The organism is Bacillus sp. ISL-75, assembly GCF_018613095.1.
This window is the reverse complement of record NZ_JAGGQX010000040.1, coordinates 19,517-44,159: the sequence shown is the minus strand read 5'-3', so window position 1 is coordinate 44,159 and position 24,643 is coordinate 19,517. Positions and strand designations below refer to the sequence as shown.

23 protein-coding genes are annotated in these 24,643 nt (G+C 38.2%); 2 read left to right on the top strand and 21 right to left on the bottom strand.

Going from position 1 to position 24,643, the window contains the following annotated elements:
• Nucleotides 1-406: 406 nt before the first annotated feature.
• From J7E63_RS17260 to J7E63_RS17250, 3 genes are read right to left on the bottom strand one after another with little or no spacing between them, the layout of a single operon-like run.
• On the bottom strand, nucleotides 407-1,237 hold the full coding sequence (locus tag J7E63_RS17260) for a hypothetical protein (RefSeq protein WP_215014595.1): 831 nt from the start codon (nucleotides 1,235-1,237) through the stop codon (nucleotides 407-409).
• Nucleotides 1,238-1,263: 26 nt separating this feature from the next.
• A complete protein-coding gene (locus tag J7E63_RS17255) occupies nucleotides 1,264-1,434 on the bottom strand; it encodes a hypothetical protein (RefSeq protein WP_215014593.1) in 171 nt (56 codons plus the stop codon).
• Between the two features lie 49 nt (nucleotides 1,435-1,483).
• Nucleotides 1,484-1,783: a hypothetical protein gene (locus tag J7E63_RS17250; RefSeq protein WP_215014591.1), complete on the bottom strand. Its 300-nt coding sequence runs from the start codon at nucleotides 1,781-1,783 to the stop codon at nucleotides 1,484-1,486.
• Between the two features lie 142 nt (nucleotides 1,784-1,925).
• Here J7E63_RS17250 and J7E63_RS17245 point away from each other — a divergent pair, with 142 nt between their 5' ends.
• Together J7E63_RS17245 and J7E63_RS17240 are read left to right on the top strand one after the other, a co-directional pair.
• On the top strand, nucleotides 1,926-2,120 hold the full coding sequence (locus J7E63_RS17245; protein WP_214714089.1) for an IDEAL domain-containing protein: 195 nt from the start codon (nucleotides 1,926-1,928) through the stop codon (nucleotides 2,118-2,120).
• A 291-nt stretch (nucleotides 2,121-2,411) separates the two neighbouring features.
• Nucleotides 2,412-2,654: an MFS transporter gene (locus tag J7E63_RS17240; RefSeq protein WP_251026897.1), complete on the top strand. Its 243-nt coding sequence runs from the start codon at nucleotides 2,412-2,414 to the stop codon at nucleotides 2,652-2,654.
• Between the two features lie 429 nt (nucleotides 2,655-3,083).
• Here the strand turns inward: J7E63_RS17240 and iolI are convergent, their stop codons facing one another.
• The 18 genes from iolI to J7E63_RS17155 all read right to left on the bottom strand — a co-directional run bounded on the left by iolI (nucleotide 3,084) and on the right by J7E63_RS17155 (nucleotide 24,553).
• Nucleotides 3,084-3,938 (bottom strand): sugar phosphate isomerase/epimerase family protein, encoded by an 855-nt coding sequence (gene iolI, locus J7E63_RS17235; protein ID WP_214714087.1) that lies wholly within the window; start codon nucleotides 3,936-3,938, stop codon nucleotides 3,084-3,086.
• 73 nt (nucleotides 3,939-4,011) lie between these two features.
• Nucleotides 4,012-5,046 carry a bifunctional inositol 2-dehydrogenase/D-chiro-inositol 1-dehydrogenase gene (iolG, locus tag J7E63_RS17230; protein ID WP_215014589.1) on the bottom strand — a complete coding sequence of 345 codons (1,035 nt, stop codon included), beginning with the start codon at nucleotides 5,044-5,046 and terminating at the stop codon, nucleotides 4,012-4,014.
• Nucleotides 5,047-5,144: 98 nt separating this feature from the next.
• Complete coding sequence (locus J7E63_RS17225) at nucleotides 5,145-6,572, bottom strand: sugar porter family MFS transporter (RefSeq protein WP_214714083.1); 1,428 nt, start codon at nucleotides 6,570-6,572, stop codon at nucleotides 5,145-5,147.
• Nucleotides 6,573-6,600: 28 nt separating this feature from the next.
• A complete protein-coding gene (gene iolE, locus J7E63_RS17220) occupies nucleotides 6,601-7,515 on the bottom strand; it encodes a myo-inosose-2 dehydratase (protein ID WP_214714081.1) in 915 nt (304 codons plus the stop codon).
• A gap of 309 nt (nucleotides 7,516-7,824) precedes the next feature.
• On the bottom strand, nucleotides 7,825-8,691 hold the full coding sequence (locus J7E63_RS17215) for a helix-turn-helix domain-containing protein (RefSeq protein ID WP_214714079.1): 867 nt from the start codon (nucleotides 8,689-8,691) through the stop codon (nucleotides 7,825-7,827).
• 548 nt (nucleotides 8,692-9,239) lie between these two features.
• The gene (locus J7E63_RS17210; RefSeq protein ID WP_214714077.1) at nucleotides 9,240-10,661 is read right to left on the bottom strand and encodes a sugar porter family MFS transporter; all 1,422 of its coding nucleotides are present in this window, start codon (nucleotides 10,659-10,661) and stop codon (nucleotides 9,240-9,242) included.
• Nucleotides 10,662-11,106: 445 nt separating this feature from the next.
• On the bottom strand, nucleotides 11,107-12,306 hold the full coding sequence (locus tag J7E63_RS17205) for a Gfo/Idh/MocA family protein (protein WP_214714075.1): 1,200 nt from the start codon (nucleotides 12,304-12,306) through the stop codon (nucleotides 11,107-11,109).
• A gap of 57 nt (nucleotides 12,307-12,363) precedes the next feature.
• Nucleotides 12,364-13,305: a sugar phosphate isomerase/epimerase family protein gene (locus tag J7E63_RS17200; RefSeq protein ID WP_215014587.1), complete on the bottom strand. Its 942-nt coding sequence runs from the start codon at nucleotides 13,303-13,305 to the stop codon at nucleotides 12,364-12,366.
• A 317-nt stretch (nucleotides 13,306-13,622) separates the two neighbouring features.
• A complete protein-coding gene (locus J7E63_RS29695; protein WP_251033593.1) occupies nucleotides 13,623-13,733 on the bottom strand; it encodes a hypothetical protein in 111 nt (36 codons plus the stop codon).
• A 13-nt stretch (nucleotides 13,734-13,746) separates the two neighbouring features.
• Nucleotides 13,747-14,529: an AraC family ligand binding domain-containing protein gene (locus J7E63_RS17195; protein ID WP_251033592.1), complete on the bottom strand. Its 783-nt coding sequence runs from the start codon at nucleotides 14,527-14,529 to the stop codon at nucleotides 13,747-13,749.
• A 320-nt stretch (nucleotides 14,530-14,849) separates the two neighbouring features.
• Complete coding sequence (iolE, locus tag J7E63_RS17190; protein WP_214714070.1) at nucleotides 14,850-15,746, bottom strand: myo-inosose-2 dehydratase; 897 nt, start codon at nucleotides 15,744-15,746, stop codon at nucleotides 14,850-14,852.
• Between the two features lie 175 nt (nucleotides 15,747-15,921).
• Nucleotides 15,922-16,941 (bottom strand): inositol 2-dehydrogenase, encoded by a 1,020-nt coding sequence (gene iolG, locus J7E63_RS17185; RefSeq protein WP_214714068.1) that lies wholly within the window; start codon nucleotides 16,939-16,941, stop codon nucleotides 15,922-15,924.
• A gap of 80 nt (nucleotides 16,942-17,021) precedes the next feature.
• Nucleotides 17,022-18,029, bottom strand: coding sequence for a LacI family DNA-binding transcriptional regulator (locus J7E63_RS17180; RefSeq protein WP_214714065.1), 1,008 nt, complete (start codon nucleotides 18,027-18,029; stop codon nucleotides 17,022-17,024).
• 155 nt (nucleotides 18,030-18,184) lie between these two features.
• Complete coding sequence (locus J7E63_RS17175; RefSeq protein WP_215014586.1) at nucleotides 18,185-19,183, bottom strand: sugar ABC transporter substrate-binding protein; 999 nt, start codon at nucleotides 19,181-19,183, stop codon at nucleotides 18,185-18,187.
• A 93-nt stretch (nucleotides 19,184-19,276) separates the two neighbouring features.
• Complete coding sequence (locus tag J7E63_RS17170) at nucleotides 19,277-20,293, bottom strand: ABC transporter permease (protein ID WP_215014585.1); 1,017 nt, start codon at nucleotides 20,291-20,293, stop codon at nucleotides 19,277-19,279.
• Nucleotides 20,294-20,297: 4 nt separating this feature from the next.
• Nucleotides 20,298-21,806, bottom strand: coding sequence for a sugar ABC transporter ATP-binding protein (locus tag J7E63_RS17165; RefSeq protein WP_215014584.1), 1,509 nt, complete (start codon nucleotides 21,804-21,806; stop codon nucleotides 20,298-20,300).
• Nucleotides 21,807-22,117: 311 nt separating this feature from the next.
• On the bottom strand, nucleotides 22,118-22,945 hold the full coding sequence (locus J7E63_RS17160) for a sugar phosphate isomerase/epimerase family protein (RefSeq protein ID WP_215014582.1): 828 nt from the start codon (nucleotides 22,943-22,945) through the stop codon (nucleotides 22,118-22,120).
• Nucleotides 22,946-23,104: 159 nt separating this feature from the next.
• Nucleotides 23,105-24,553 carry a sugar porter family MFS transporter gene (locus J7E63_RS17155; RefSeq protein WP_215014580.1) on the bottom strand — a complete coding sequence of 483 codons (1,449 nt, stop codon included), beginning with the start codon at nucleotides 24,551-24,553 and terminating at the stop codon, nucleotides 23,105-23,107.
• Between the last annotated feature and the right edge of the window lie 90 nt (nucleotides 24,554-24,643).

Sequence of the window (24,643 nt, the reverse complement as noted above, 5' to 3'; positions counted from 1 at the left end):
CGGTACACGGGATTGTCGCTGCTCTCTATGATCAGAGAACATACAATTATTATTTAAAGCCATTCGCCTCTAATAGAGAAACGAATGGCTTTTTTCTTTGGTTTTTTAATAATTTTGAACAAAACTTGGTGAGTTGGCCTCCAAATAAAACCCAAGATATGTCTTTATAGCTAATCAGTATATGAAAGATAACGATGTTTAAGAAAAAATAATGTTAACTTTTTCCAACAGTAAATATCTATAAAAGTATATTTTAATAATAATGATGGAATAGTCAACAAAGTTAAAGATAATTTATACATCAACATATAATATATAATGACATATATGTTGATATATGTTTTGAAAATATTATTAAAATATTGGTAGAGAAAAGAAATTCGGAGGTGTACACAAAAGCCGTATCCTAAGAATACTTGTAGTGAACAACTTCCATTCTATATAACCAGAACAACGTCCTGAGATCTGGAGCCGCCTGTAGTTCCATTACGTTTTTACCGTTTAACCAGGAAGCAGGAAGGAAAAATTCCACTCGATGGGGGTTGAAGCCAGCTCCAGCTATAGTCACCAATTGTTTGTTTATTCTCAGACTGATGGGAGGGAATCCTTCCTGATTTCTGTTTCGTGATACTAGACCAGTGAATGCAGCGATAGTATGGCCGTTTCTCATCTGGTCATCGTTCAAAGGAAAGCGGAACGCAACTGAACGTCCGTTGCTCACGATGACATGATCAAATCTGAAAGAACTCTCATTTTTAGTCGGATGTAGTCCGGGAGACGTTTCCGGCGGATTCAACTCAACGGATGAATACAGCTTGGAGATCGCTTCGTTGATACCGTCTTCCGGCATATTTGCGGCTTTCAACGCAGGACGCATGGACTCTTTTTCCAATGTCGGGAAGACCGTAGGGGAATAGATTACTTCCGCTACGTCCAAAGCTGTTCTCATTTTTGGAAAGACACCGGAAACGTAAAGTGCCTGGGCTACTTGCTCTGGCTGCGTGTATCCCACGTCGGCGGATAAATATGTTACAGCCAATTGCTCAGGGAATAACTCCGTAAACACAGGGGTCGGATCGCTGTGTTTTAGGACTTGCCCCAATTGCGCAGGGGATAACCCGGAGTAAAATCTCAAAATTTCATGCGCCAAGGAAGCGGGTAATGCTTGTGGAAACGCAAGGCGTAGCAACCACGCCTGATAGGCAGCGTCCTCCACTACATAGATTGATAGATTCATAGCTCTCCTCTTTTCTCTTTTCTGCTTTAGTTTCCGTACGTCTCCTGAATGGCTGCCATACGGTCGTCAGCGCTGGATCCAGGGAAAACTGTTGCTAATGCGGAAAGTACCTCTTCCTTGTCCGAATATCCCGCAATTTGCAGTGTTTGGACCATCTTCAAAGGAGTATCTTTGGTATCGCTAAAATACAGCCGCACAAGTATCGCCATCTGCAATGGTAACGCTGCGTACGGCGGATTGTCGTCCTTAATTTTCCAGGGCCGCTTCAGATGCGATTTTTCCTTGCTCCTGCAGAGCGAAGATGGATTGCTCTACGCTAAAAACGGGAAAAGCGCCCAAAGTTAGAACCATAAAATCATGCATGTTAATTTTCCCTTGGTAATATGTGCCCAACGCTTTACTCGCCTGGGCAGCAGAGATACCTGCTATACTAAGCGACCAGGCCATTTGTGCCGGAACACTAGTGGAACCTGTAAATTCATTTCCCAGCAAGGTTACTAGCAGCAACGGGTTGTTACGAATTTCCGGATACAGACCGGCCAACACATTGTTTCTCCATACTCATGAATTGATTCGTAACCAAATATGTAGATTCATTTTGTTTCTCTCTCAAATTACCAATTTTAAATGTTTGAATAGTCAGAAAATTATTAGTATAATAGAAAAAAGATCAAGGAGTTGATTTCTTATGGAAAAGAATTTGCTTAATTCACCACAACCTGAAGTTAATGTCATGGATTCTCTATTTGCTGAAATGGTGTTAGACAAAGCCCTGCGTGATTTCCGAAAAGAGAAAATTCAAAAGAAAATCGACCTGTCCTTAAGAGATAAAAATAAAGCAGAATTCATACGATTAACAGAGGAATTAAAGAAAGTTTCTTAAAATGGTTTTATGTAAATAGGTCTTATATAGTATAAAGGTTCTTCCAGTCGAAGATCCTTTATACTGCTTGTTGAACTAAACGTATCCGTTAGCCACCCATGCATCGCACGCTACACCACAGAAAATGAAATTGGGTACCCTCGGACTATTCTTTTATAAAGATTGGCAAACCATGTCGTTACATTTTGGTACCTTAGAGCTCATGTAGATGATAATTAAATATCATTTCTCGAATACATTCTAACCTTTTCATTTTTTGTTTTTGAAATCAAAAACCTCCTACATTTAGGCTTGGGCCTTGGGAGTGCACTTGTAGGAGTTATTTTGAAAATGGGCGGTTATATTCCGAATGCTAAACAAACTGCAACCGCTTTAAATTATATTGAAATAAGCTTTATCTGGATACCACTAGTCATCTGTATACTGATCGGAATCACCCTGATTCCCTACAAACTCGATGATAAACGGGCAGAAATGGACTTAGAACTTGAACGCCGCCGATCAGGCGCAACGCCAATTCAAAATGTTGGTTGATGCATGGGATGATGCATGGGGACGGTTCTTTTGCAAAATTCTCATAATTTAAGAAGAATGGTATAAACCGAATGACCCCGACTAATCGGTATAGTGTGAAGGAAAGTGGAGTGCAATGTAAATATATAGCTGATAAGTATACTAAAACTTAAACATTTTTAACTAATACAACCCTTTTCAGAATGAAAAGGGCTGTTTTCTAATCCATCACTATATAAAATAAGTAGCAAAATGTATACTAAATACTATTACTATTTGTTATATCATTACCAATATATACCTATAACACTGACCTCGTTTATTTTTTGCCGCTACATATGAATGTTGCAGTATTTTGATTAAGGTAAGTTGCCCTACTTTTGGGGTGCAGTACACACTTTTACGTGTCGAGTTACTACAATCTACAATTTAAAACTTTTGCTTGTTCAGTTATCCAACTGCAATGGTATCAAATTCAAAATACTTTGAAGCTACTTTTACTGTTGTTTCTTTAGAAACCTTAATGGCCTCCTCTGCGTCTAATTGATAATATTCCGGACGGAATAATTCTACAGACGCAACATCTGAAAAACCAATTTCCTTCAATGTTGATAAAATGCCATCTAAATCAATTGCACCTAATCCAGGCCATACTCGATCCTCATCTGTTAAGAATCCAATTGGGAAATCTTCTGTATCATCCATGTGTAAGATAAAGATTTTCGAGCCGTCTGCGTTCTTCAGGTCTTCCATTTTTGATCCCATCGCATGGAAGTGGAAACAATCAAGAACTAATCCGACATTCTCACGATTAACTGTCTCCACAATATCGTAAGCTTGCCCAAAAGTATTGACCGTACATTGCGGATGTCCAACAAATTCAACGGCGATTTTAATGCCATAGCCTTGAGCAATGTCAGATAATTCTTTTAAGACTTCTACACAACTGTTTTTAATATCTTGTTTCAGAATCTTTTGTTCAGTAACCAATGGCACTGCTACCACATACTGAACACCAATCTTTTTACCTAATTCCATCATTTCTTTGAATTCTTCAATGATGGCCTGATAGCCCTCTTCATCCCGATTGTTGAAAAATACAAGAGCATTAAATGCAAGCGGCTTAATATGATGGGTTTGGAAATATTCTGCGAGTTCATCAATTGTATGGTCTTTTAGATACTCAGGCAACTTGTCCATGGTACGAATTTCGATAGAATCATAACCATGTTTTTCACAGTATTCCAAATCCTTAGCTAGATTAGAGTTTTTCAGTGTAGTAGCTTCGTTAAAACATAATTTCATCGGTATCATCTCCATAGGGATATAGTTAATTTTACACTCAAGGGTGATTTACTTATCATTTGTTTTAAAAGAATTAAGCCTCTTGAAGCTGCTTCTCACTATAAAATGCCGGCTTTTCTCGAAGAATAATCGGTTCCTTTTGACCTGTTTGCTGGGCTTGAACACATGCATCTGCTGTTACTTGCGCAATATAGCCATCCCATGATGTTGGTCCTTGAGGCTCGCCAGTTTTATTAATGGAATCAATAAAGTCCTGGATTTCGACATTATAAGCATCCATAAAACGGTATTTCCAATCATTTAAGATGCTTGTGCTAAGTTTTTCATCCTTTCGCATCACGATACTGGAGAATTCAGGTAATTTTGCAATACCATCTTCACCAATGATTTCACATTGAATATCATAGCCATATTTACAATTTACAAACACTTCCACATTCATCACAATCCCGCCAACTGTTTCGATTGTAAATAATTGTGGATCTTGCAGCTTTTCATGTGAGTATTTTGTTTTCCTTGGAAAAACAACTTGAACAGATTTATAGTCATCATTTACAAGCCAGTGAAGTACATCAATTTCGTGGATTAATGTATCTACTACAGCCATTTCCGTCACATAATTTTCGCCTACAGTTGGATTACGGTGTGCCGCACGAATCATTAATGGCTCACCAATTTCATTGTTATCAATGGCTTGTTTTAATTGAACATATCCACTATCATAACGGCGCATGAAGCCTACTTGAACTAATTTTTTACCTTGTTTCATTTCTGCTTCCACGATTCTCACGCAGCCTTCCGCAGTAGTCGCTAACGGTTTTTCACAAAAAACATATTTACCAGCCTCAACTGCAGCTACAACTGTTGCTTCATGTGCTGGCCCCCAGCTTGTAACAATGACGACATCCACATTCGCATCGGCAATTAGTGCTCGATCGTCTGGATAAACGACAGCATCTAATCGATAGGTTTCAACCGTTTGTTTTGCAGATTCTTGATTAACATCTGTTACTGCTACAATTTTCCCTCCGGATAATTTATTTGTAATTCGATCAATATGCTCTCTGCCAATTGCACCTGTTCCTACTACACCAAATCTTAAAGTCATGTTGATACTCTCCTTTATATTTACGAATTTAATGTGATACATCTAGATGGCGCTTTCATTTTTTAGTTAATTCACAATTCAATCATTGTTTTATAAGATTATTGATTGGAAGCTTGTTTATGACTTTCTTGTTCATAGTTACGGAAATAACTTTCTAACTGCTCAAGTGACTTTCCTCTTGTCTCTGGCAAGATTTTATTCACAAATATAATGGCGGCAATTCCACACACAGCGAAAATGAAGAAGGTTATCGATAAGCCCACTGCACTTAGTAATATTGGGAAAAATAGCCCAACAAGGAAGTTTGTGATCCATAAGCAGAAAACCGTAACACCCATTCCAAGACCGCGTAATTTTTGCGGGAAGATTTCAGATAACATTAACCAGGTTACCGGAGAAATAGCACCCTGCTGGAATGCTAGGAAGGTAACTGTCAAGCTAAGAACTACAAACGGAAGCGCTGGTGATCCTTTAAGTACTAACGAGAATACCCCAATTAAGGCAAGAGCTGCCGTTGTTCCCGTCAATCCAGCAATAAGCATCGGACGTCGACCGACTTTTCCTAAAAGCCAGATACCGACAAAAGTTGCTAATACTGAGATGGCACCATTAGCAATATTTCCGATTAGTGCTGCATTGGTTGAAAAACCTGATTTTTGAAGAATTTGAGTGCCATAATACATGATGGAATTAACACCCGTTATTTGTTGCACAATCGCAATCCCAATTCCAATCCCGATTATCCGGCGGACCCACGGCACATTTAAATCCCCAAATGTTGCATGCTGAACCCCTGACTCTTGAGAAATATTATTTTTAATCTCATCAAGTTCCGATTCGGCACGGTTTGCTTCACGTATTTCTTTAAGGACTCTTAGTGCATCCCCCAGTTTTCCTTTTGATGCAAGCCAACGCGGGCTCTCTGGAACCGCTAACATTCCAAACCATAAGACCACAGCCGGAAGTGACGCAATCACTAACATGTAACGCCAAACATGTGAAGCTCCTTCGCCAAGCGTATTTCCAAGGATGGCATTAAATACAAACGCTAACAATTGACCGGAAACAATCATTAATTCGTTCTGGGTAACCATCCTTCCCCTCTTCTCAACCGGAGACATTTCCGCTAAAAAGGATGGCACCATAACGGATGCAGCCCCTACGGCTAAACCCAGCAAGAATCGGAAGACGATCATAACACCAGCAGATGGTGAAAGCGTACATCCAATGGCTGCAATAAAGAATAGTAAAGCGAGATTTAGAATCATTTTGCGGCGGCCAAAACGGTCGGATAAACGCCCACCAAATACGGATCCAAGCGCAGCTCCAAAAAGTAATGAACTTGTAACGAAACCTTCCGTCACCGGTGTCAGATTTAGCTGGTCAGGTTTTGCCATAAAAGGTAATGCTCCGTTAATAACACCGGTGTCATATCCAAAAAGAAGTCCCCCAAATGTGGATATAACCGTAATCTTTTTTAAAGCTTTTTCGTAATCATGTGGTTTTTCAATCGCTTGATTACTCATGTTCTCCCTCCCCAGGGTTCGTTTTTTTTTAAGCTTTTATTAATGAACCAATTTCTAATGGAATTAATTCTTCATTAATATAATTACGGGCTTTCAACGCATACTCCAACGGATGTGCAACTGAGGGGTCTTGTTCTGCTTCAATGACAATCCAGCCTGAATAATTCGTTCCGAGAAGCTTCTTGTATACTTCTGTAAAATCAATGCAGCCGTCACCAGGAACTGTAAACATTCCTGCCAAAAAGGATTGTAAGAAGGACTTTCCTTCTTTTTCACATTGTTCTTTTACCGCTTGACGCACATCTTTAAAATGAACGTGATGGATGCGATTGAGATGTTTATTTAATAGAGTCATATAATCAGCATCGGATACATAGATATGGCCGGTATCATACAGCAAATGAACGTGATTAGGATTAGTGTTTTCCATAAGACGATCAATTTCTGCTAATGTTTGTACGCCCGTCCCCATATGATGGTGAAAAACTAGCTTCAAATCATATTCTTCAGCAATTTTTCCTAATTCATTTAGTCCCTGGCATAACTGAGCCCATTCTTTATCTGTGAAGTATGGTTTTTCATTGAAAACATTTTTATCTATACCTTGAATACTATAGGTTTGTTCTGATACGACAGCAACAGCTGCATTAACCGCTTTCAAATACTCACAATGTTTATGGAAAGCTTTAGAGGCTTCTTCCACACCGTCTCGAATAATAAAACTGCTAAACCATTGTCCTGCAATTTTTAATTTGCGAAGTTGAAGCTCTTTGTTCAATACTTTAGGTTCTGGAAAAAAGCCACCAACTTCTGTTCCCTCAAAGCCTGCTACTACAATATCACTTAGTAAGTGGGACAATGTATTCTCTGCCCCAATTTCAGGAATGTCATCATTGCGCCAACCAATTGGAGCAATCCCCCATGAAATTTTTTTATTTCCCATCGTATAACCTTCTTCCTTATAAAAGTAGGACTGTTTAACCGGTTGTTTTATGAATAGCGTAAAAACCCGAAATAATATATCCTCCCTCTCTTATTAGTGGATTTCACTCCAATTATCGTCTGCAGACAAGAGTGTTCAGTCATATGTTCACAAAGAGATATTGATTAGTTCCTATTTTATAGATTATGAAGAATCGATGTATTATAAAAAATTGCTATCTAATTATCATTTCTTGCTAAACTTTTAGAAGTGTATCAAGATTTAACAAAAAAATACCCACATAAATGGATATTTTTTAAAAATATGTAATTAAAAACAAAGTTTTCTAAACTTTCCAGGAGTTATGCCCCCAGTAGATTGGGAGAACACTTTAATAAAATGGCCAATACTATTAAATCCGCAATCCATGCTTATTTGCTCGATTGAAAGATTGGTTTCCACCAATTGATTCTTAGCTTGGATCAATCTGTAATTTAGTACATATTGGTGAGGGCTGGTTCCTATATACTTTTTAAACGTACGACAAAAATGATAGGTACTTATATTGGATATTTCACTCAGCTGGTCGACGGTAATTTTAGATGAGTAATTCTCACTTATATAAGACAGTACGGCTTGAATTTCGGTTGGCACTGCTTTTGTCCCATTTGTATCTCTGTTTTCAAACGTATTACGGGTACTTTCTACTAAATTACCAAGCAGTTTATAAATTTCTAAAGATATTTTAAAGTCTATTTCCTGGTTCGACGCTATAAGTGATAAAATATTTGGAATATTATTTTGTTCAGTCGGCAGTCTAAAAATACACCCCTTTCTTTTGTATAACTCTTTATACATAACTTGCGTGTGACTACCTGTAAAGTGAAAAAATTGGAAGGTCGTTTCTTCCGCTGCATAGTAGTTATTATTTTCTTTACAATCTAGAAGAACAATATCATCTTTCGAGGCTACAAATGATTGGTCAAGATAGTGGAAATGCATCGATCCTTTTTTTATATAAAAAATGATAAAGGAATTCATGTAATCACGCTTAATGCTGTAGGGAACATCTACTATATATTCACCGCCCCATAGGACATAATTATATAATTCTTTCGTTAAAGCGGAAGGTTCATAGAAATATAATCCCTTTTTTGACTTGATGCCCGGTTCTACCTTTGGAATATAGAAATTCATTTTTTCACCTCTCACCAATTGTAAACACTAATTTAACATTATTAAATATAGTATATTTCATACAGACTCAAATGTAATGGTCTATTTTTTTGGAACTATTCGAACATTTTATACAATAGCACGGTAAATATTCTCTGAACACCATGTACGAGCGTTTTTTATTGAACATGAAAAAAAAGAGAAATATTGAGATAATTCATATTTTACACGCTTACATTATGAATGTTAGCGTTTTTTTAATACATGTTTTCGTTTTCATCACGATTGCTAAAGGGACTCACGAGGTACAAAATTAAATTAAACTAAACTAATTCCCAGGGGGAAATCATGATGAAAAGAATAATTAAATTCATTAAACATACAATACCATCTTTTAAAAAGTCAATGGATCAATATGGAGAGGCACGAATCATTTTTTATGAAAGTATGTGTGCTTTAAGCGAAAAAAAGTAAGGTAATTTTATTAATAATCTCATAAAAAAAAGCATAAAAAAACGCGGAGTAGTCCTCTAGACCATCTCCGCGATTCAGTTATTCATTTATTTTTTCTATGCTCTCATTTTAAAGTTGTCCTCTATTTGTTCTAATGAAAGCCCTCTTGTCTCTGGCAAGTTTTTCGCTACAAACACTACCCCAATGAACCCAAACACAGCAAATAAGAAAAATGTTCCTGAAAGTCCGACAACCTTTAAAAGTGTAGGGAAAAATAGACCTACTATAAAATTACAAAGCCATAAAAACAATGTAGCAATTCCCATACCAGCACCACGGAAACGAACAGGGAAAATTTCAGCAATAATGAGCCACCCTAAAGGACCAATTGCTCCTTGGAAGAAGGCTAAATATAGGACTGTCAGAGATAAAACTACCAATGGCAAGGCCGGTGAACCAGCAAGCGCGAAAGTAGAAATACCGATCGTAATAAGAACAACTGTTACACCAGTTAACCCTGTAAGCAGCATTGTCCGTCTGTTGACTTTGTTCGTGAGAGACATACCAACTATAACAGCAATAACGGCGATTAATCCATTTGCTACATTTGCAATCAAAGCTGTTTTTGTTCCAAAACCAGCATTTTCTAGAATTTGTGTTCCATAATACATAATAGAGTTTATACCAACTAACTGGGATACTCCCCCAATTATAGCCCCTAGGAAGATAATACGTTTGATCCAAGGTACCCTTAAATTCTTTAGCGTCACTTTTTCTATTTTTTGCTCTGCTTGGATATGTGCTTTTATTTCATTTAATTCTTGTTGTGCTACACCCTCATTACGAATCATTTGAAGCACTTTTAGTGCTTCAGCCATTTTTCCTTTTGATGCCAACCATCGAGGACTTTCTGGTAAAATAACCACTCCAATCCATAAAGCCACAGCTGGTAATGTTGCAACTACTAACATGTAACGCCAAGCATGTCCTGTATCACCAAAGACATTTCCGATGACTGCATTACATATATAAGCTAGAAACTGCCCAGTTACAATCATCAATTCATTTCGAGTAACCATCATGCCCCGCCGATCCGATGGAGACATTTCCGCAAGATAGGATGGTATTATGACTGAAGAACCACCGACAGCAAGCCCCAGCAAAAAGCGGAAAATAATCATGATTGATGCATTGGGTGAAATAACGCAGCCTAATGTTGAAAATAAAAATAAAATAGCTAGATACATGATTAGGCTTCTGCGCCCTTTTTTATCTGATAATCGGCCTCCCACTAATGACCCCATAGCAGCACCTAAGATTAATGAACTCGCTACTAACCCTTCTGTAAAAGCATTAAGATTTAATTGGTCAGGTTTAGCCATAAATGGAAGTGCTCCATTAATAACTCCTGTATCATATCCAAATAATAGCCCCCCAAATGTTGATACAGTAGTAATTAATTTCAAGAACTTTTTTGGGTTCTTTTTCTTCTCATGTTCCAGTTGAACTGGAATATCAGAAACTTTGAGATTTTGCATGTTAAATTTCCCCTTTGTCTAATTGTTTTTAACAAATTTCTTATCCCAGATTCCTTGATTAAGTCAGGTTGGAATAATAGACTCCCATAAAGATCCTTGCTCATTCGGGATCCATTTAAAACGCTTTCATTTTACTCAATTTTGAATCAAACTGATTCTATTTATATTTCTCATAATATAACCTAAAGTGGTACTGTAATTTTGAAATGCGATGTTGTGGTTTTCGGGGGTTCATAATTTTTAATGTTAATTATTGTAGATGACATGAGATGTTTAACTAAAAGACAGATTCCTGCATTGGCACAATTCAATAAGGAAAGTCTCAGGATATGAGGTAAAAAAATATATTTTATCTGACCGAGGAACAATCTATGGTAATTGCCCCCCCGGCCTTATAATACATTCAGTTGAATCTCTTCATATAACGAAGCTGTTTAACCTTTTTTTAGACTAGCTGTGGTTTTTTATTCTCATATTCTACCCAAACGGATCCGTTGTCTGCAGAACGAACACAGTTTTCAATCCAGCGAATACCTTCAATTCCAGCATTAATATCAGGGTATACCAGATTTTTCAATGTTTCCTCATCCCCGCGATTTTTTGCATCAATGGCAATGGCAAATTTCAGATAAATATTTGCCCAAGATTCGGTTAAACCTTCTTGATGCAATGCTCCCAAACGCTCATCAGCATTACATGTTTCATCCAAGTAAGGCATTGCACGTATTAAAGTTTGAATAGGTTCTCCCTGAACTTCCAACTTAAGTTCATTTGGTTTGCTATCCCACCATTCTAGACTTGCTTTAGATCCGACAATGCGAATTCTGTGGCCGTCCATACATCCTGCATTGATAGAAGATGTCCATAGTCTTCCTACTGCTCCGTTTTCATATTGCATCAAAACAAAAGCATTATCCTCTAAAGGAGCACGGGATCCAACAAAACTTTGTCGGTCACATAATAATTTTTTAATTTTCATGTTTGGCATAATCAGCTCGGACATATAGTAAGTATGGGTTGAAAGATCTCCCAAAACAAAACTTGGACCAGCAACCTTAGGATCCACACGCCATTTTTGGGCAGCATTTGTTTTATCACCTTGTTCGGTTGCACTAAAACCATGTGTGTACTGTAAATCAACCACACGAATATCACCGATCTTACCTTGTTCAATCATGGCCCGCATTTGAAGCAGCAACTGATTCCCAGAAAAACCATAAGTAACTCCCACAATTTTTCCTAGTTTCTCTGCTAGGGCTTTTATCTCCTCACCCTCTGCCACAGTAAAGAACAAAGGTTTTTCACAAATAACATGCAATCCGGCTTCCAATGCTTCTTTCGTAATTTCATAATGGGTTCCGTTAGGAGTGGCAATGGATACAACCTCGATACCATCTTCCCGTTTCGCTTCTTCTGCAAACATTGTTTTATAATCAGGATAGCAGCGATTCTCATCGACACCAAGATTAACACCAAAGTCTTTTCCTCTTTCTGCATCGATATCAAATGCACCCGCTACCAATTGATAAGCTGTATTATCTCTTAGTGCCCCAATGCGGTGTTTATAACCAACCTGGCCAGTTCGCCCGCCTCCAATCATCGCCCAACGTAGTGGTCTTTCAATCTTTTTCTCTCCATTTAACATCGTAAAAACTCCTCTCAATTGAATAATTTTTAGTATTTTTCAGAAATATCTGTAAAATTAAAAGCTAAGTGTTTGTTTTAAAGCATCTATCGATGTTCTTATTCCTGCCTCAATGGACATGGTCAGATCTTCCATTTCTAGTGAAACTTCACCGTTATATCCCATCATGCGAACAACAGAGAAGAATTCTTTCCACCATTGCAAATCTTGACCGCAGCCGACAGCCACATAATTCCATGCTCTATTTGCTGTATCCGTAACCTCTTTTGTTTCCAATACACCATTAACAGCTGATAAATGTCTTTCAATTCTTACATCTTTACCATGAACATGGTGAATCGCTGCTCCCAGTTCTCTGGCTGCCAAAATGGGATCTGCTCCCATCCAGATTAAATGGCTTGGGTCTAAATTCAATCCAACCATCGGTCCAACTGCATTCCGTAATCTAAATAATGTTTCCGGATTATACACTAGCATAGAACTGAAATTTTCAAGGGCAATTTTTTCGACACCACATGATTCAGCCTTTTTCACTAACTCTTTCCAATAGGGGATCGCTACCCCATTCCATTGATAATCCAAAATATCTTTTAATACTGGAGGCCAGCTTACTGTATAGGTAATCCAGTTAGGAATTTTATCTTCCGGGCTTCCTGCCGGCAGACCACTCATCATAATGACCTTCTTAACACCAAGTAAACCGGCTAATTCCATTGTTTTTTCTGTTACTTCTCTGTGCTCTTTTCCAAGTTCACCTGGATCTAAAGGATTTCCAGAACAATTCAATGCACAAAGCTTAATATTCCGCTTTTCTAGTTCGCCTAGAAATTCACTTCTTTTTGCTTCACTTTCCAGCAATTCATTTAAACGCAAATGTGGAGCCGGTGACCAACCTCCTGTTGTCATCTCAATCGTATCAATCCCCATTTCAGCCACCGTATCCAGCATTTTTTCAAACGGCAAGTGGCCTAAGCTATCTGTTACATATGATAATTTCATAGAATTTCCCTCCTTGTTTTGATTGCTGTGTATTTCTGAATCCTTTATTGCATAAAAGTGTTTGGTTTTTACATTTAAGGACATCTTACAAATTAACCTGTTTTTGGAGAATTCGCTTTCATTTTCCCATGTCTGTATTTTCCAATGAATCACCTTCTATGATCTTGTCATGACCTTGTTTACATAGCTAATTATATAAAAAGAATTCAGAATAGTAATTAAATTATAGAGACATGTTTTTATACTTTAAGGACATCTTTCTTTAAATGATTAAATTTTAATCGTAAAAAAACACCCCCAATATAATAATGGAGGTGTCAGCTATGCGAATATGTAGTTGTATTTTGATCTACAAACAGAGAGCGAAACTTTCCTGGTGATATTTGCATCATGGAAGTAAAAACACGGGTAAAATATTGAACATTCATAAAACCCGTTTCCTCAGCAATTTCTTTTAACGACAAATTCGATTTTTTGAGTAATCATGGCTTTTTTTATTCGTTCGTCTTGAACATACTTTGAAAAACTAACTCCTAATTCAGATACAAAAACACGAGACAAATGTCTTCCGGATATGTGTAGATGTTTGGCTACTTCCGTAAGCTTCAAGGAATTTGATAAATTGTCATGAATATATAACTGCGCCTGCGTAAGGAGTACGGAGTGCTGTTCGGGATCATGTTTATGATTACTCTTATTCAAAGCAGGAACAAAATCCTGCAATATGGAGAGAATAAGAGAATAAGCAATATTGGAGAGCATTTCTTCAAAAAACTCATTTTGCCGCTTTGTTGCCTGGATAAGCAGTGATTTCCATAATAATGCTGTTTCCATTTCATCTTTATCATGTAAAATTACTTCGGTGCATAGTTTGGCAGTCTCCATAATTTTGATCCAGCTTTCACTCGATTCGGATTCAATTAGTTCAAAGGCAACATATAATAAAGACAAGCCCTTTTCACTTTTTATTTGATGTAAAATTTCAGGTCTCGATAAAAAAAGCGTATTTTCTTGAAGTGTAAAGGTACTTTGATCGTCTATGTAGGTTCCTTCCCCTTCGACTACATAACACACTTCGAAAAAGGAATGTTTATGTAATTGATTGTCATAATGTTTCGGCATGACTCCCCAATAATGAACTTGAAAAGAGGCATTATTTTGGTTTAAACGATGAACATAATCATTCAAAGAAGTTTTTCCAGAAAGGTATTTATTTAAATCCAATATAAGCACTCCTATTCAAAGTGATGTAAACGCTTTTATATGGTATTAATTAAAACTAAATAGCCTTTGGGACTATCCAACTTATCTTAGTTATTAAATTTTTTTAGTCTAGTGAACTCTTCATTATTCCGTCTTGTCTTGTACACTTATTTAATGGTTCAAATACATTCTAGATGCCAGCCTTACTTTTTTCAACAGATTGTCATTTAACTTGAAGATTAAGGCTCAAGCACATCAAAGAAGAACCCTTTAAGAGTTCTTCCTCAGCCCTTACTTCTAATTGCACGAATACTATTTCTTAGAGAGGTATGTTCTTTCCTTTACAGCCCGGCTGTTTCCCGGATGTACTTCCTTGCTTTCACTGCATATTCAAATGGATTTGCAATTGCCGGATCCTGTTCGGCCTCGACTACAAACCATCCTTTATAGTTTGCTTCGCTTAACACCTCAAATACCGGTTTGAAATCAATGACGCCGTCTCCTGGTACGGTGAAAACCCCTGATTTAACAGCCTGCAAAAAGCTCATTTTTTCACTATGTACTCTTTCCACGACTTCCAAACGGACATCCTTTAAGTGAACGTGATGGATCCGATCAACGTATTTTTTTAACACTGACAGGTGATCTTCGCCAGAGAATACAAGATGTCCTGTATCGTAAAGAAGGGATACTTTTTCAGGGTCGGTTCCTTCCATTAAACGGTCGATTTCTGTTGTGGTTTGCACGCCTGTCCCCATGTGGTGGTGGTAGACAATTTTCATTCCTTTTTCAGCCGCCAGGTCGCCAAGGCGAGTCAGCCCTTCCGATAAGAGCTTCCATTCTTCTTCAGTATTTACAGGTTTATTTGCAAATAGCGGTGTTTCCATTTGGCCCTGGATGCTGTTGCCTTGTTCTGAGACAACAATTACTTTTGCACCCATTTCATGAAGAAAATCACGATGTTCTATAAAAGTTTTTTCAGTTACTTCAAATGACTTTGATGTTAAAAAGGAACTAAACCAAGCACTTGCAATCTCTAATCCTCTTAAAGAAAGGGTCTTTTTTAAAACCTCTGTATCTCGCGGATACTTGTTTCCCACTTCACTTCCCGAAAAACCGGAAAGCGCCATTTCGCTTATGCATTGCTCGAAGGTAACTTCGCTGCCGAGTTCAGGCATATCATCGTTCGTCCAGCCGATTGGGGCAATTGCCAATTTTACTTGATTTGCGTTAAACATTGTCTTATCCTCCATCATTCATTGTCCTGTGTTTTAGCAATAATGGCCTTTTTAGTAATAATGGCCTATTCGTCTCATTGCCTTGTAAGTTAATACAAAACCTCCTAACTGCATCAGATCAAACGGATGGCTTCTCTACTATTAGGAGGTTCGTAGTATCACTTCTTCATTTCTATTAAATTACTGGAGCTGCAAGATTTAATTGAACTGGGGCACCCTTTTCAAGCGATTCTTTTGCTGCTTTCGCGATTTTTTGCGCTTGTAAGCCATCAAAGCCTGTGCAGGCAACTTCTTTCTTTTCAAGAATAGAGTAAGTAAATTCTAAAACTTCATCAATATATGCCTGGTTGTAACGCTCAAGGAAAAAGTAAAGCGGCTTATCTAGCGTAACAGCCTCAACTGTTGATACTTCAACAGTCGTAGGACGATTGTTATCAGCTTGTGCTGCCCCTTTTTCACCGAAAACTTCAAGGCGCTGATCATATCCGTACACTGCCTGACGGCTGTTATCAATTACTCCCAGTGCACCATTGGCAAATTTCAATGTAACGATAGCGGTATCAATATCACCAACTTCACCGATTGCCGGATCCACCAGCACTGCTCCGGCAGCAGAAACCTCGACAACTTCACTGTCCATTACATAGCGTGCCATATCAAAATCGTGGATCATCATATCCATAAACAATCCGCCGGAAGCTTTCACATAGTCAACACCTGGCGGCTCTGGGTCACGGGAAGTAATTCGTAAAATATGCGGCTGACCAATTTGACCATCTTTTACAAGTGTTTGAATTCTCCGGAAATTCGGATCATAGCGGCGGTTAAAACCAATTTGCAGCTTTACTCCCGCTTTTTCAACAACAGCTAATGCTGCTTCTGTTTCTTCTACGGAAAAACTTACTGGTTTTTCACAGAAGATATCTTTGCCGGCAAGTGCTGCTTCTTTAATGATTGTTGCGTGAGTATTGGTTGGTGAACAAATGAAAACTGCTTGGATATCCGGATCTTCGAGCAATTCATGGTAATTGTTTGTCAGTACTTCAATTTGTTTTTCCTTCCCCCATGCCTCTAGATGATCAATTACAACATCTGAAACACTTTTAATGCGAATTTGTGGTATCTTTCTTAAATTTTCTACATGCAATTTTCCAATCCGGCCTGCGCCAATTATTCCTACTGTTAATGATGTCATTGTGATTCCTCCGATTTATTAAAGGTAATGTTTGGTTAAGCGCTTACTCTATACCCACGCCGAAAAGTCGATCGGCGTCATTAAAGATTTTTTAAGTTTCTTACAGATTTACGTTCAACCAACCTAGGTGAAAGCATAATTCGCTGCTGCGGGATCCTTGGGTCTTTTATTAGCTTTAATAGCTGATCCATCGCAAATTTTGCCAACTCCTGCTTTGGCTGGGCAATCGTCGTTAAGCCGGGTTCGGTTAATTCCGCGTAAATCGTATTATCAAAGCCAACTATAGATAGATCATTTGGTATGCGGATACGTGCCTTACGTGCTTCCTTGATAAAAATTGCCGCAATTAAATCGGTTGAAGCAAACACTGCTGTCGGCCTATTCTCCAATTGCAATATCTTCCTTGCTGCAGCTTTTGCGTCGTCTATTTTAGACATGGCATTTAAAGTCCATTCATCCTTTAAGACAACCCCTTCATCAGCCAGGGATTTTTTAAAGCCTTCAAGACGCATTCTGCCGCTGGCCCGGTTTTGCTCTGCGATTATAGCAATTTCTGTATGCCCCATATCAAGGAGGTACCTTCCTGCCATATATCCCCCTCGTACATCATCTGTTGTTACAATATGTGATGAAAAACGGAGGCTGTCAACAGAAAACATTAAATGCGGTATATCCCTTTTTTGAAGACTTTTATAGGCCTTCCAATCTTCAGGCTCTGTCGCAATAATAATCCCGTCAACCTGTTTTTTTTGTAATAATTCTAAATAATCATGTTCGCGTTCAATCTGGTAATCCGTACTGCATAAAATAATGGAATAGCCCATTTCCCTGGCGTTGTTTTCCAACGCACGGGCAACTTCGGCAAAAAAGGCATTTGAAATATCAGGAACAAGAACACCGATTGTAAAGGTTTGCTTACCTGTTAAAGCAGTAGCAACACTGCTTGGCTGATATTCAAGCTCCCTCATTATTTTCAGAACTTTATTTCTCGTTTCTTCACTGATACGGCCTGTATCGTTAATCACCTTGGAAACGGTTGCAATCGAGACCCCTGCCTTTTCAGCTACATCATAGATCGTAGGCTTCATTTTCTTCCAAACTCCCTTTAATAATCCTTATTCTGGTATTATTTTACCACAAAGGATTACCGGGTGATGCTATGCTATATTGGAATCTCTTTTTTAAAACAAAATTTCCCGCTTATTTTAAAACTTTCACAAACATTTTTAAATTGTATGATCCATTAATTACCTACATACTGTTTAATCTTAGAAAGTGACTCATCCACATTTTCTTTAGTAATCACATTAGCACCGGAATCAATTCGTTTGTCAACTGACTGTCCGTGAATTGCTTTAACCGCTGCATCTACCGCCATATAACCAATCTTATAAGGATCCTGGGCTACCTCAGCATCCAGCCCGCCTGCTTTGATCGAATTTAATCCTTCTGATGTCCCATCGAAACCAACAACCATTACTTTGCTGTTTTTTGATTGTACAGCACGTAATGCACCTAATGCCATATCCTCGCTTGTTACGAATACTGCTTTAATTTTAGGATTTGATTGAAGAATATTTTGCATTACATTCATCGCTTTCGCTCTGTCACTATCAGCAGGTTGAATCGTCACGACATTAATACCAGCAGCTTTCAGGGCTTTTTCTGCTCCATTGGTCCGGTCATCGTGGGTTTTATCCCCTAAAGCTCCACGAATGATGGCTACCTTATCTCCTTTATGAAGTTTATTGGCCATGTATTTTCCACCTTCTTGACCAGCCACTAAATTTCCTGTTCCTACGAAACCAACTTTTTCAGGATAGTTTGCATCTGTATCTGCCAAAATGACAGGAATCTTATTTCTATTGGCCTGTTGAAGAACATTAAGTACGGTAGCGGGTTGGCTGGGTGCAACAACCAAAGCATTCACATTATTGGTAATTTGATCTTGAATCAGAGTAACTTGTTTTTGTACATCAGTTTCAGCACTAGGCCCCATTACATCTACAGTAACTCCATCTTTTTTACCCGCATCCATTGCACCACGCTGAACCAGCTTCCAATATTCACTATTTAAAGCTTTAAGAACAACAGAGACCTTTACTTCTTCATTTGAAGCAGCCTTATTAGAACCAGAAGCAGTCTTGCTTGCCCCTGGAGAAGCCGAATTGCTGCATCCCCCCATTACTAATCCGGCCCCTAATACACTAATCATTAAAATCCCGCTAAGTTTTTTCATCATTTCTGCCCCCTTAAAATTTAAGTTTAAGAAATCGCATTCTCCCGAGCATTATTCTTTGATGATATTTTTTTGAATCAACTTTTTCACACAGAGTTAGTTTTTCTTACTTTTGCGTTGACGAAGAACGTCAACATACACTGCCGCAATGATAACCAATCCGATTACCGCCAGTTGAGCATCTGCGGAAACGTTAAGAAGGTTAAGGCCATTTTGAAGAACAGCAATTACTAGCGCCCCGATTAATGTGCCGGAAACTGTACCAACCCCGCCGAAAAAGCTGGCGCCACCAATAATAACAGCTGCAATGGCATTTGTTTCATAGTTTAATCCTGCTAGTGGGAATGCGGAGTTAACTTGACCTACCATTACTAATCCGGCAAGTCCTGCCATTAAGCCGCTAAGTGAATAAACAATCAGAAGCACTCGGTCCACATTAATACCAGACAAGCGTGCAGCCTCCTTATTGCCTCCGATCGCATAGATATAGCGGCCTGTCTTTGACCTGGTAAGGAAAATGTGAAACAGTACATAAACAACAATGACAAGAAGAAAGCTGACTGGAATCGGACCAACAAATTGATTTCCAGCAAATTGAATGGCAACCGGGAACCCAGCAATCGGTGCGGCTGCGGTTACAATTAGAGCAATACCGCGGCCGATGAATTGTGTACCAAGTGTAGAGATAAACGGATGCGGTAAATGCAGCTTCGTTAATAACAGTCCGTTTACCCAGCCAAATAAAGAACCTACACCAAGACAAACAATGACACCAATAAATGGGTTCATATGCAGGTTAACGGTAACGATTCCCATTAACATGATCGATACGGCAAGAATAGCACCAACTGACAAGTCAATCCCTGCTGTTATGATTGCTAAAAGCATTCCAAGCGCCATTAAAGCATTGATGGCCGATTGACTGGCTATATTCATAAGGTTATTTAAGGTAAGAAACTTATCTGATAGGCAGGTAAGTATGACAATCAAGATGACAAGAGCTAATAGAGGTCCCAGCTTACCAATTATTTTCTTTAAAGTGATCTTTTCTTTTGGATCTGTGTTCACCGAAAGATTCTTTTCTGATTCTGTCACTAATTGAACTTGACTCATTTTCTCATCCTCCTGTAGCCGCTTTCATTATTCGGTCTTGCGAAGCTTCTTCAATCGGCAGATCTGCCGTTAATTTCCCTTCACTCATGACTAATACCCGATCACACATCCCAAGAATTTCAGGAAGGTCCGAAGAAATCATCAATACCATGGAACCGTTTTCAACTAACTGATTCATCAAGCGATAAACTTCAACTTTTGCCCCTACGTCTATCCCTCTTGTCGGTTCATCAAAGATAAATACCTTCGCATGTGTGCATAACCACTTGGCAATAACAACCTTTTGCTGATTTCCGCCACTCAAGTTCCTGGAGTGAAGTTCAATGTTACCAGGACGAATTTTTAACTCTTTTACATACTTTTGTGCTTCCTTACGCATTTCTTTTACATCCAGCAGACCTGTACTGCCTTTAAACTTTTCCATATTCGCTATAGCAATATTAAAGTCAAGTGTCATGTCGAGTAGTAGACCTTCACTTTTGCGATCCTCTGTAATAAAAGCTATCCCTGCGTTTATGGCGTCGCGTGGAGATTTAATCTTTATTTCCTGACCGTCAATAAAGACTTTCCCGCCTTTATGGTGGTCAACACCGAAAATAGATCTGGCCAATTCTGTACGGCCCGCACCTACAAGTCCAGAGATTCCAACAATTTCTCCATAATGGACTGAAAAATTAACCGGTTGGGTCGTGCCTGCTACGATTAAATCTTCAACACGAAAGCCCTCTTTTCCAAGGGTAAAGGACTGCTTTGGAAACTTTTCATCTAATGATCGTCCCACCATCAGTTCAATCCAGTAATCACTTTCTGTTGTTTTAACTGGTAAAGTTTCGATTTTAAATCCATCTCGGAGAATGGTTATCCGATCGCCAAGGTGTTTAATTTCCTCAAGGCGATGGGAAATAAAGATAATGGCGATGCCTTTTTTCTTAAGCTCTTCGACCACTTTATAGAGCTGTTCTACTTCCTGGGCGCTTAAACTGGAAGTAGGCTCATCCATAATAATTAATTTGGCATCTAACGTGATTGCTTTTGCAATTTCAACTAACTGCTGCTGTCCAATACCAAGTGTTCCCAGTTGTTTATCTGCAAGTTTCGGGCTTTGGCCAAGCATCTCCAAGCAGCGCTCAGCTTCTTTGCGCATTGCTTTATGGTTAAGCAAGGACATTTTTCCGCCGTGTTTTAATTCTCTTCCAAGAAAGATATTTTCATAGACCTTCAGTTCAGGAATGACATTTAGTTCTTGATAAATGGTAGCAATGCCTAGTTTCATGGAATCAACTGGGTTATTTAGTGTTACCGAGCTCCCTTCCCAATAGATTTCTCCTGCGTCCTTTTGATGCACGCCTGTTAAAATCTTGATTAAAGTAGATTTACCTGCACCGTTTTCCCCCAGCAGCACATGTACTTCACCCGGTCTTACGTCAAGATTGATTCCCTTTAATACATGGTTTTGAGCAAAACTTTTCTTAATTCCTTTAATTTCGAGAAGGCTCCCTCCACGTACAACCATATATTGTCTCCTTTCTGCAATTATCCATTTTGGCTTTAATAGATTGGTCGTAAAGCGCTTACCCAAACAAGAGAATGGGATTATTATATTTTAAATAAGAGACCATTTGTTTTATCTAGGTAAGCGCTTACCCTATGCTTATATTGTAACCTACTCCTATTGGGGATTTCAATTCTTATTTTTCCAAATTAACAAAAAATTTATTGTATTTTTGGTATATAGTGATAAAGTTAGTGTTATTTTGCTTAAATATTGATACATACTCTTATTATATTTTGGGATATAGTGGTCATCTTATAGTGATGTAATGATTATATTTCTACCTTCGAAGTATCCCATACCTTTAGTTTTTCTAATGAAGTTTTGTAGTAATCGGTTAGAACCTGAAGATAATCTGGTCCTTTAACTGCTGTAAACGGATTTGGGCCTTCTGCAGTCATCTCCATAATGATCGGCCCAGTATAATTAATTTCATGTAATGCTTCAACTTGACCTTTTATATTAGAATGGCCATTTCCAACAGCTTGACGATTAGAATCAGCTACATGATAAACTCCCAACTTACTTCCTGCTTTTCTTAATGCATCAATAGGGTCTTCTTCCTCAATATTCATATGATAAGCATCTAAAAGAATAGATAAATTCGGACTATTGACAGAATCAAGTAGTTTCAAGGCCTCTTGATTTGTAATAATTTGATGGTTCTCATAGCGATTTAACACTTCGAACACTACTTCGATATTTAAAGCTTCGGCTTTCTTCATCACTACCCTGGAACTTTCTACAAGAAGCACCCAATCCTTCGCGAGATCTCCACTCCCGGTTATTTTTCCCACATCGCCATGTAAACAAATTCGTTTTGCACCTAAATCGCTTGCCCAATCCAATAGATTTAAAAAGTAGCCCACTGCCTCTAGTCTTATATCTTCATTTTCACAGGAAATATCCACATTATCAGGTGTAACAGATAAGACTTTTAACCCGTATCTAGACAAGATATTTGCAAGTTCCCCTGGATCTTGCGTAAGATCTCCTTGAACTTCTACACCATCTACACCAATATCCTTAGCTAATTTACACTTTTCTTCAACAGAAATATCACCAAAAGTCCATAAACATAAACCATATTCTCTACTCATACTACTTCCTCCTAGTTACTAATTTATTTAATATTTCTTTTATAGAGTCTAGTACTCTACAATATTTCAGAGTGGATTGAATTTTCAGATTATTATTTATATATGATTCTAGTACTTGATAATACAAAACGCCCGGATACTCACATTTATAAACGGTTTTTAACCTATCTTACTAACCTTACTCTGATTTACATCATATTTATCTCTAAACTCATCCTCTATTTGTTCCAATGTCAGCCCTCTTGTCTCTGGCAAGTTTTTCGCAACAAATAATATCCCAATAAATCCAAACACAGCAAATAAGAAAAAGGTTCCTGATAGTCCGAGTATTCTTAAAAGAGTAGGGAACAATAGTCCTACTAGAAAATTGCAAATCCATTGGGAGCATGTAGCGATCCCCATACTAAGACCACGTAGGCGAACAGGGGCAATTTCAGCTATTACGAGCCATCCTAAAGGTCCAATAAACCCTTGAAAAAAGGCTAAGTATGTAACTGTCAATGTTAATACGATAAATGGTAAAATCGGTGAATCAGTTAGCGCAATATTAGTAATCCCAATCGCTATTAAAACCACTGTAACACCAGTAAAACCTATAAGCAGCATCGTCCGTCTATTCACTCTGTTAAGGAGGGACATACCAACGATAACAGCAATAACGGCAATTAATCCATTTGCTACGTTTGCAATCAAAGCTGTCTTGGTTCCAAAACCAGCATTTTCAAGAATTTGAGTTCCATAATACATAATAGAATTTATTCCCACTAACTGAGCTACTGACCCAACGACAACCCCTATTCCTACCATATATCGAACCCAAGGTACCCTTAAATCTTTTAGTGATGCTTTTTCTACTTTTTGCGATTCTTGAATATGTGTTTTTATTTCATTTAATTCTTGTTGTGCAATACTCTCATTACGAATCATTTGCAGTACCTTTAATGCTTCAGCCATTTTTCCTTTTGAGGCTAACCATCGAGGACTTTCCGGTAGAACAGCCACTCCAAACCATAATGCCACTGCCGGTAAAGTTGCAACAACTAACATATAACGCCAAACATGTCCTGTATCTCCAAAGGCATTTCCAATAATGGCGTTAAAAACATAAGCTAGAAATTGCCCAGTAACAATCATTAATTCATTTCGCGTAACCATCCTGCCCCGATGTTCCGACGGAGACATTTCCGAAAGATAGGATGGTATGATTACCGAAGAACCGCCGACAGCAAGGCCTAGAATGAAGCGGAAAATAATCATTACTGTTGCATTGGGTGCAGTAACGCAGCCCATTGTTGCAAATAAAAATATAATAGCGAGATACAGTATTAGACTTCTGCGCCCTTTTCGATCTGATAACTGTCCTCCCACTATTGAACCAAAAGCAGCTCCTAACGTTAGAGAACTTGCTACAAGCCCTTCTGTAAGAGGGGTAAGATTTAATTGTTCGGGCTTTGCCATAAATGGGAGTGAACCATTCATAACACCAGTATCATATCCGAATAATAGCCCCCCAAATGTTGATACAGTGGTAATTAATTTCAAAAACTTTTTTGGGTTCTTTTTCGTAAAATGATCCAATTGCACACTCTTATTTGAAATATTCTCCATATAGAAATTCCCCTTATATATATAAGTGATTAACTCTTGGGCAAAACAACTGTAAAATTAATCTAAGAAACAATAATCCTAAAGTAAAAC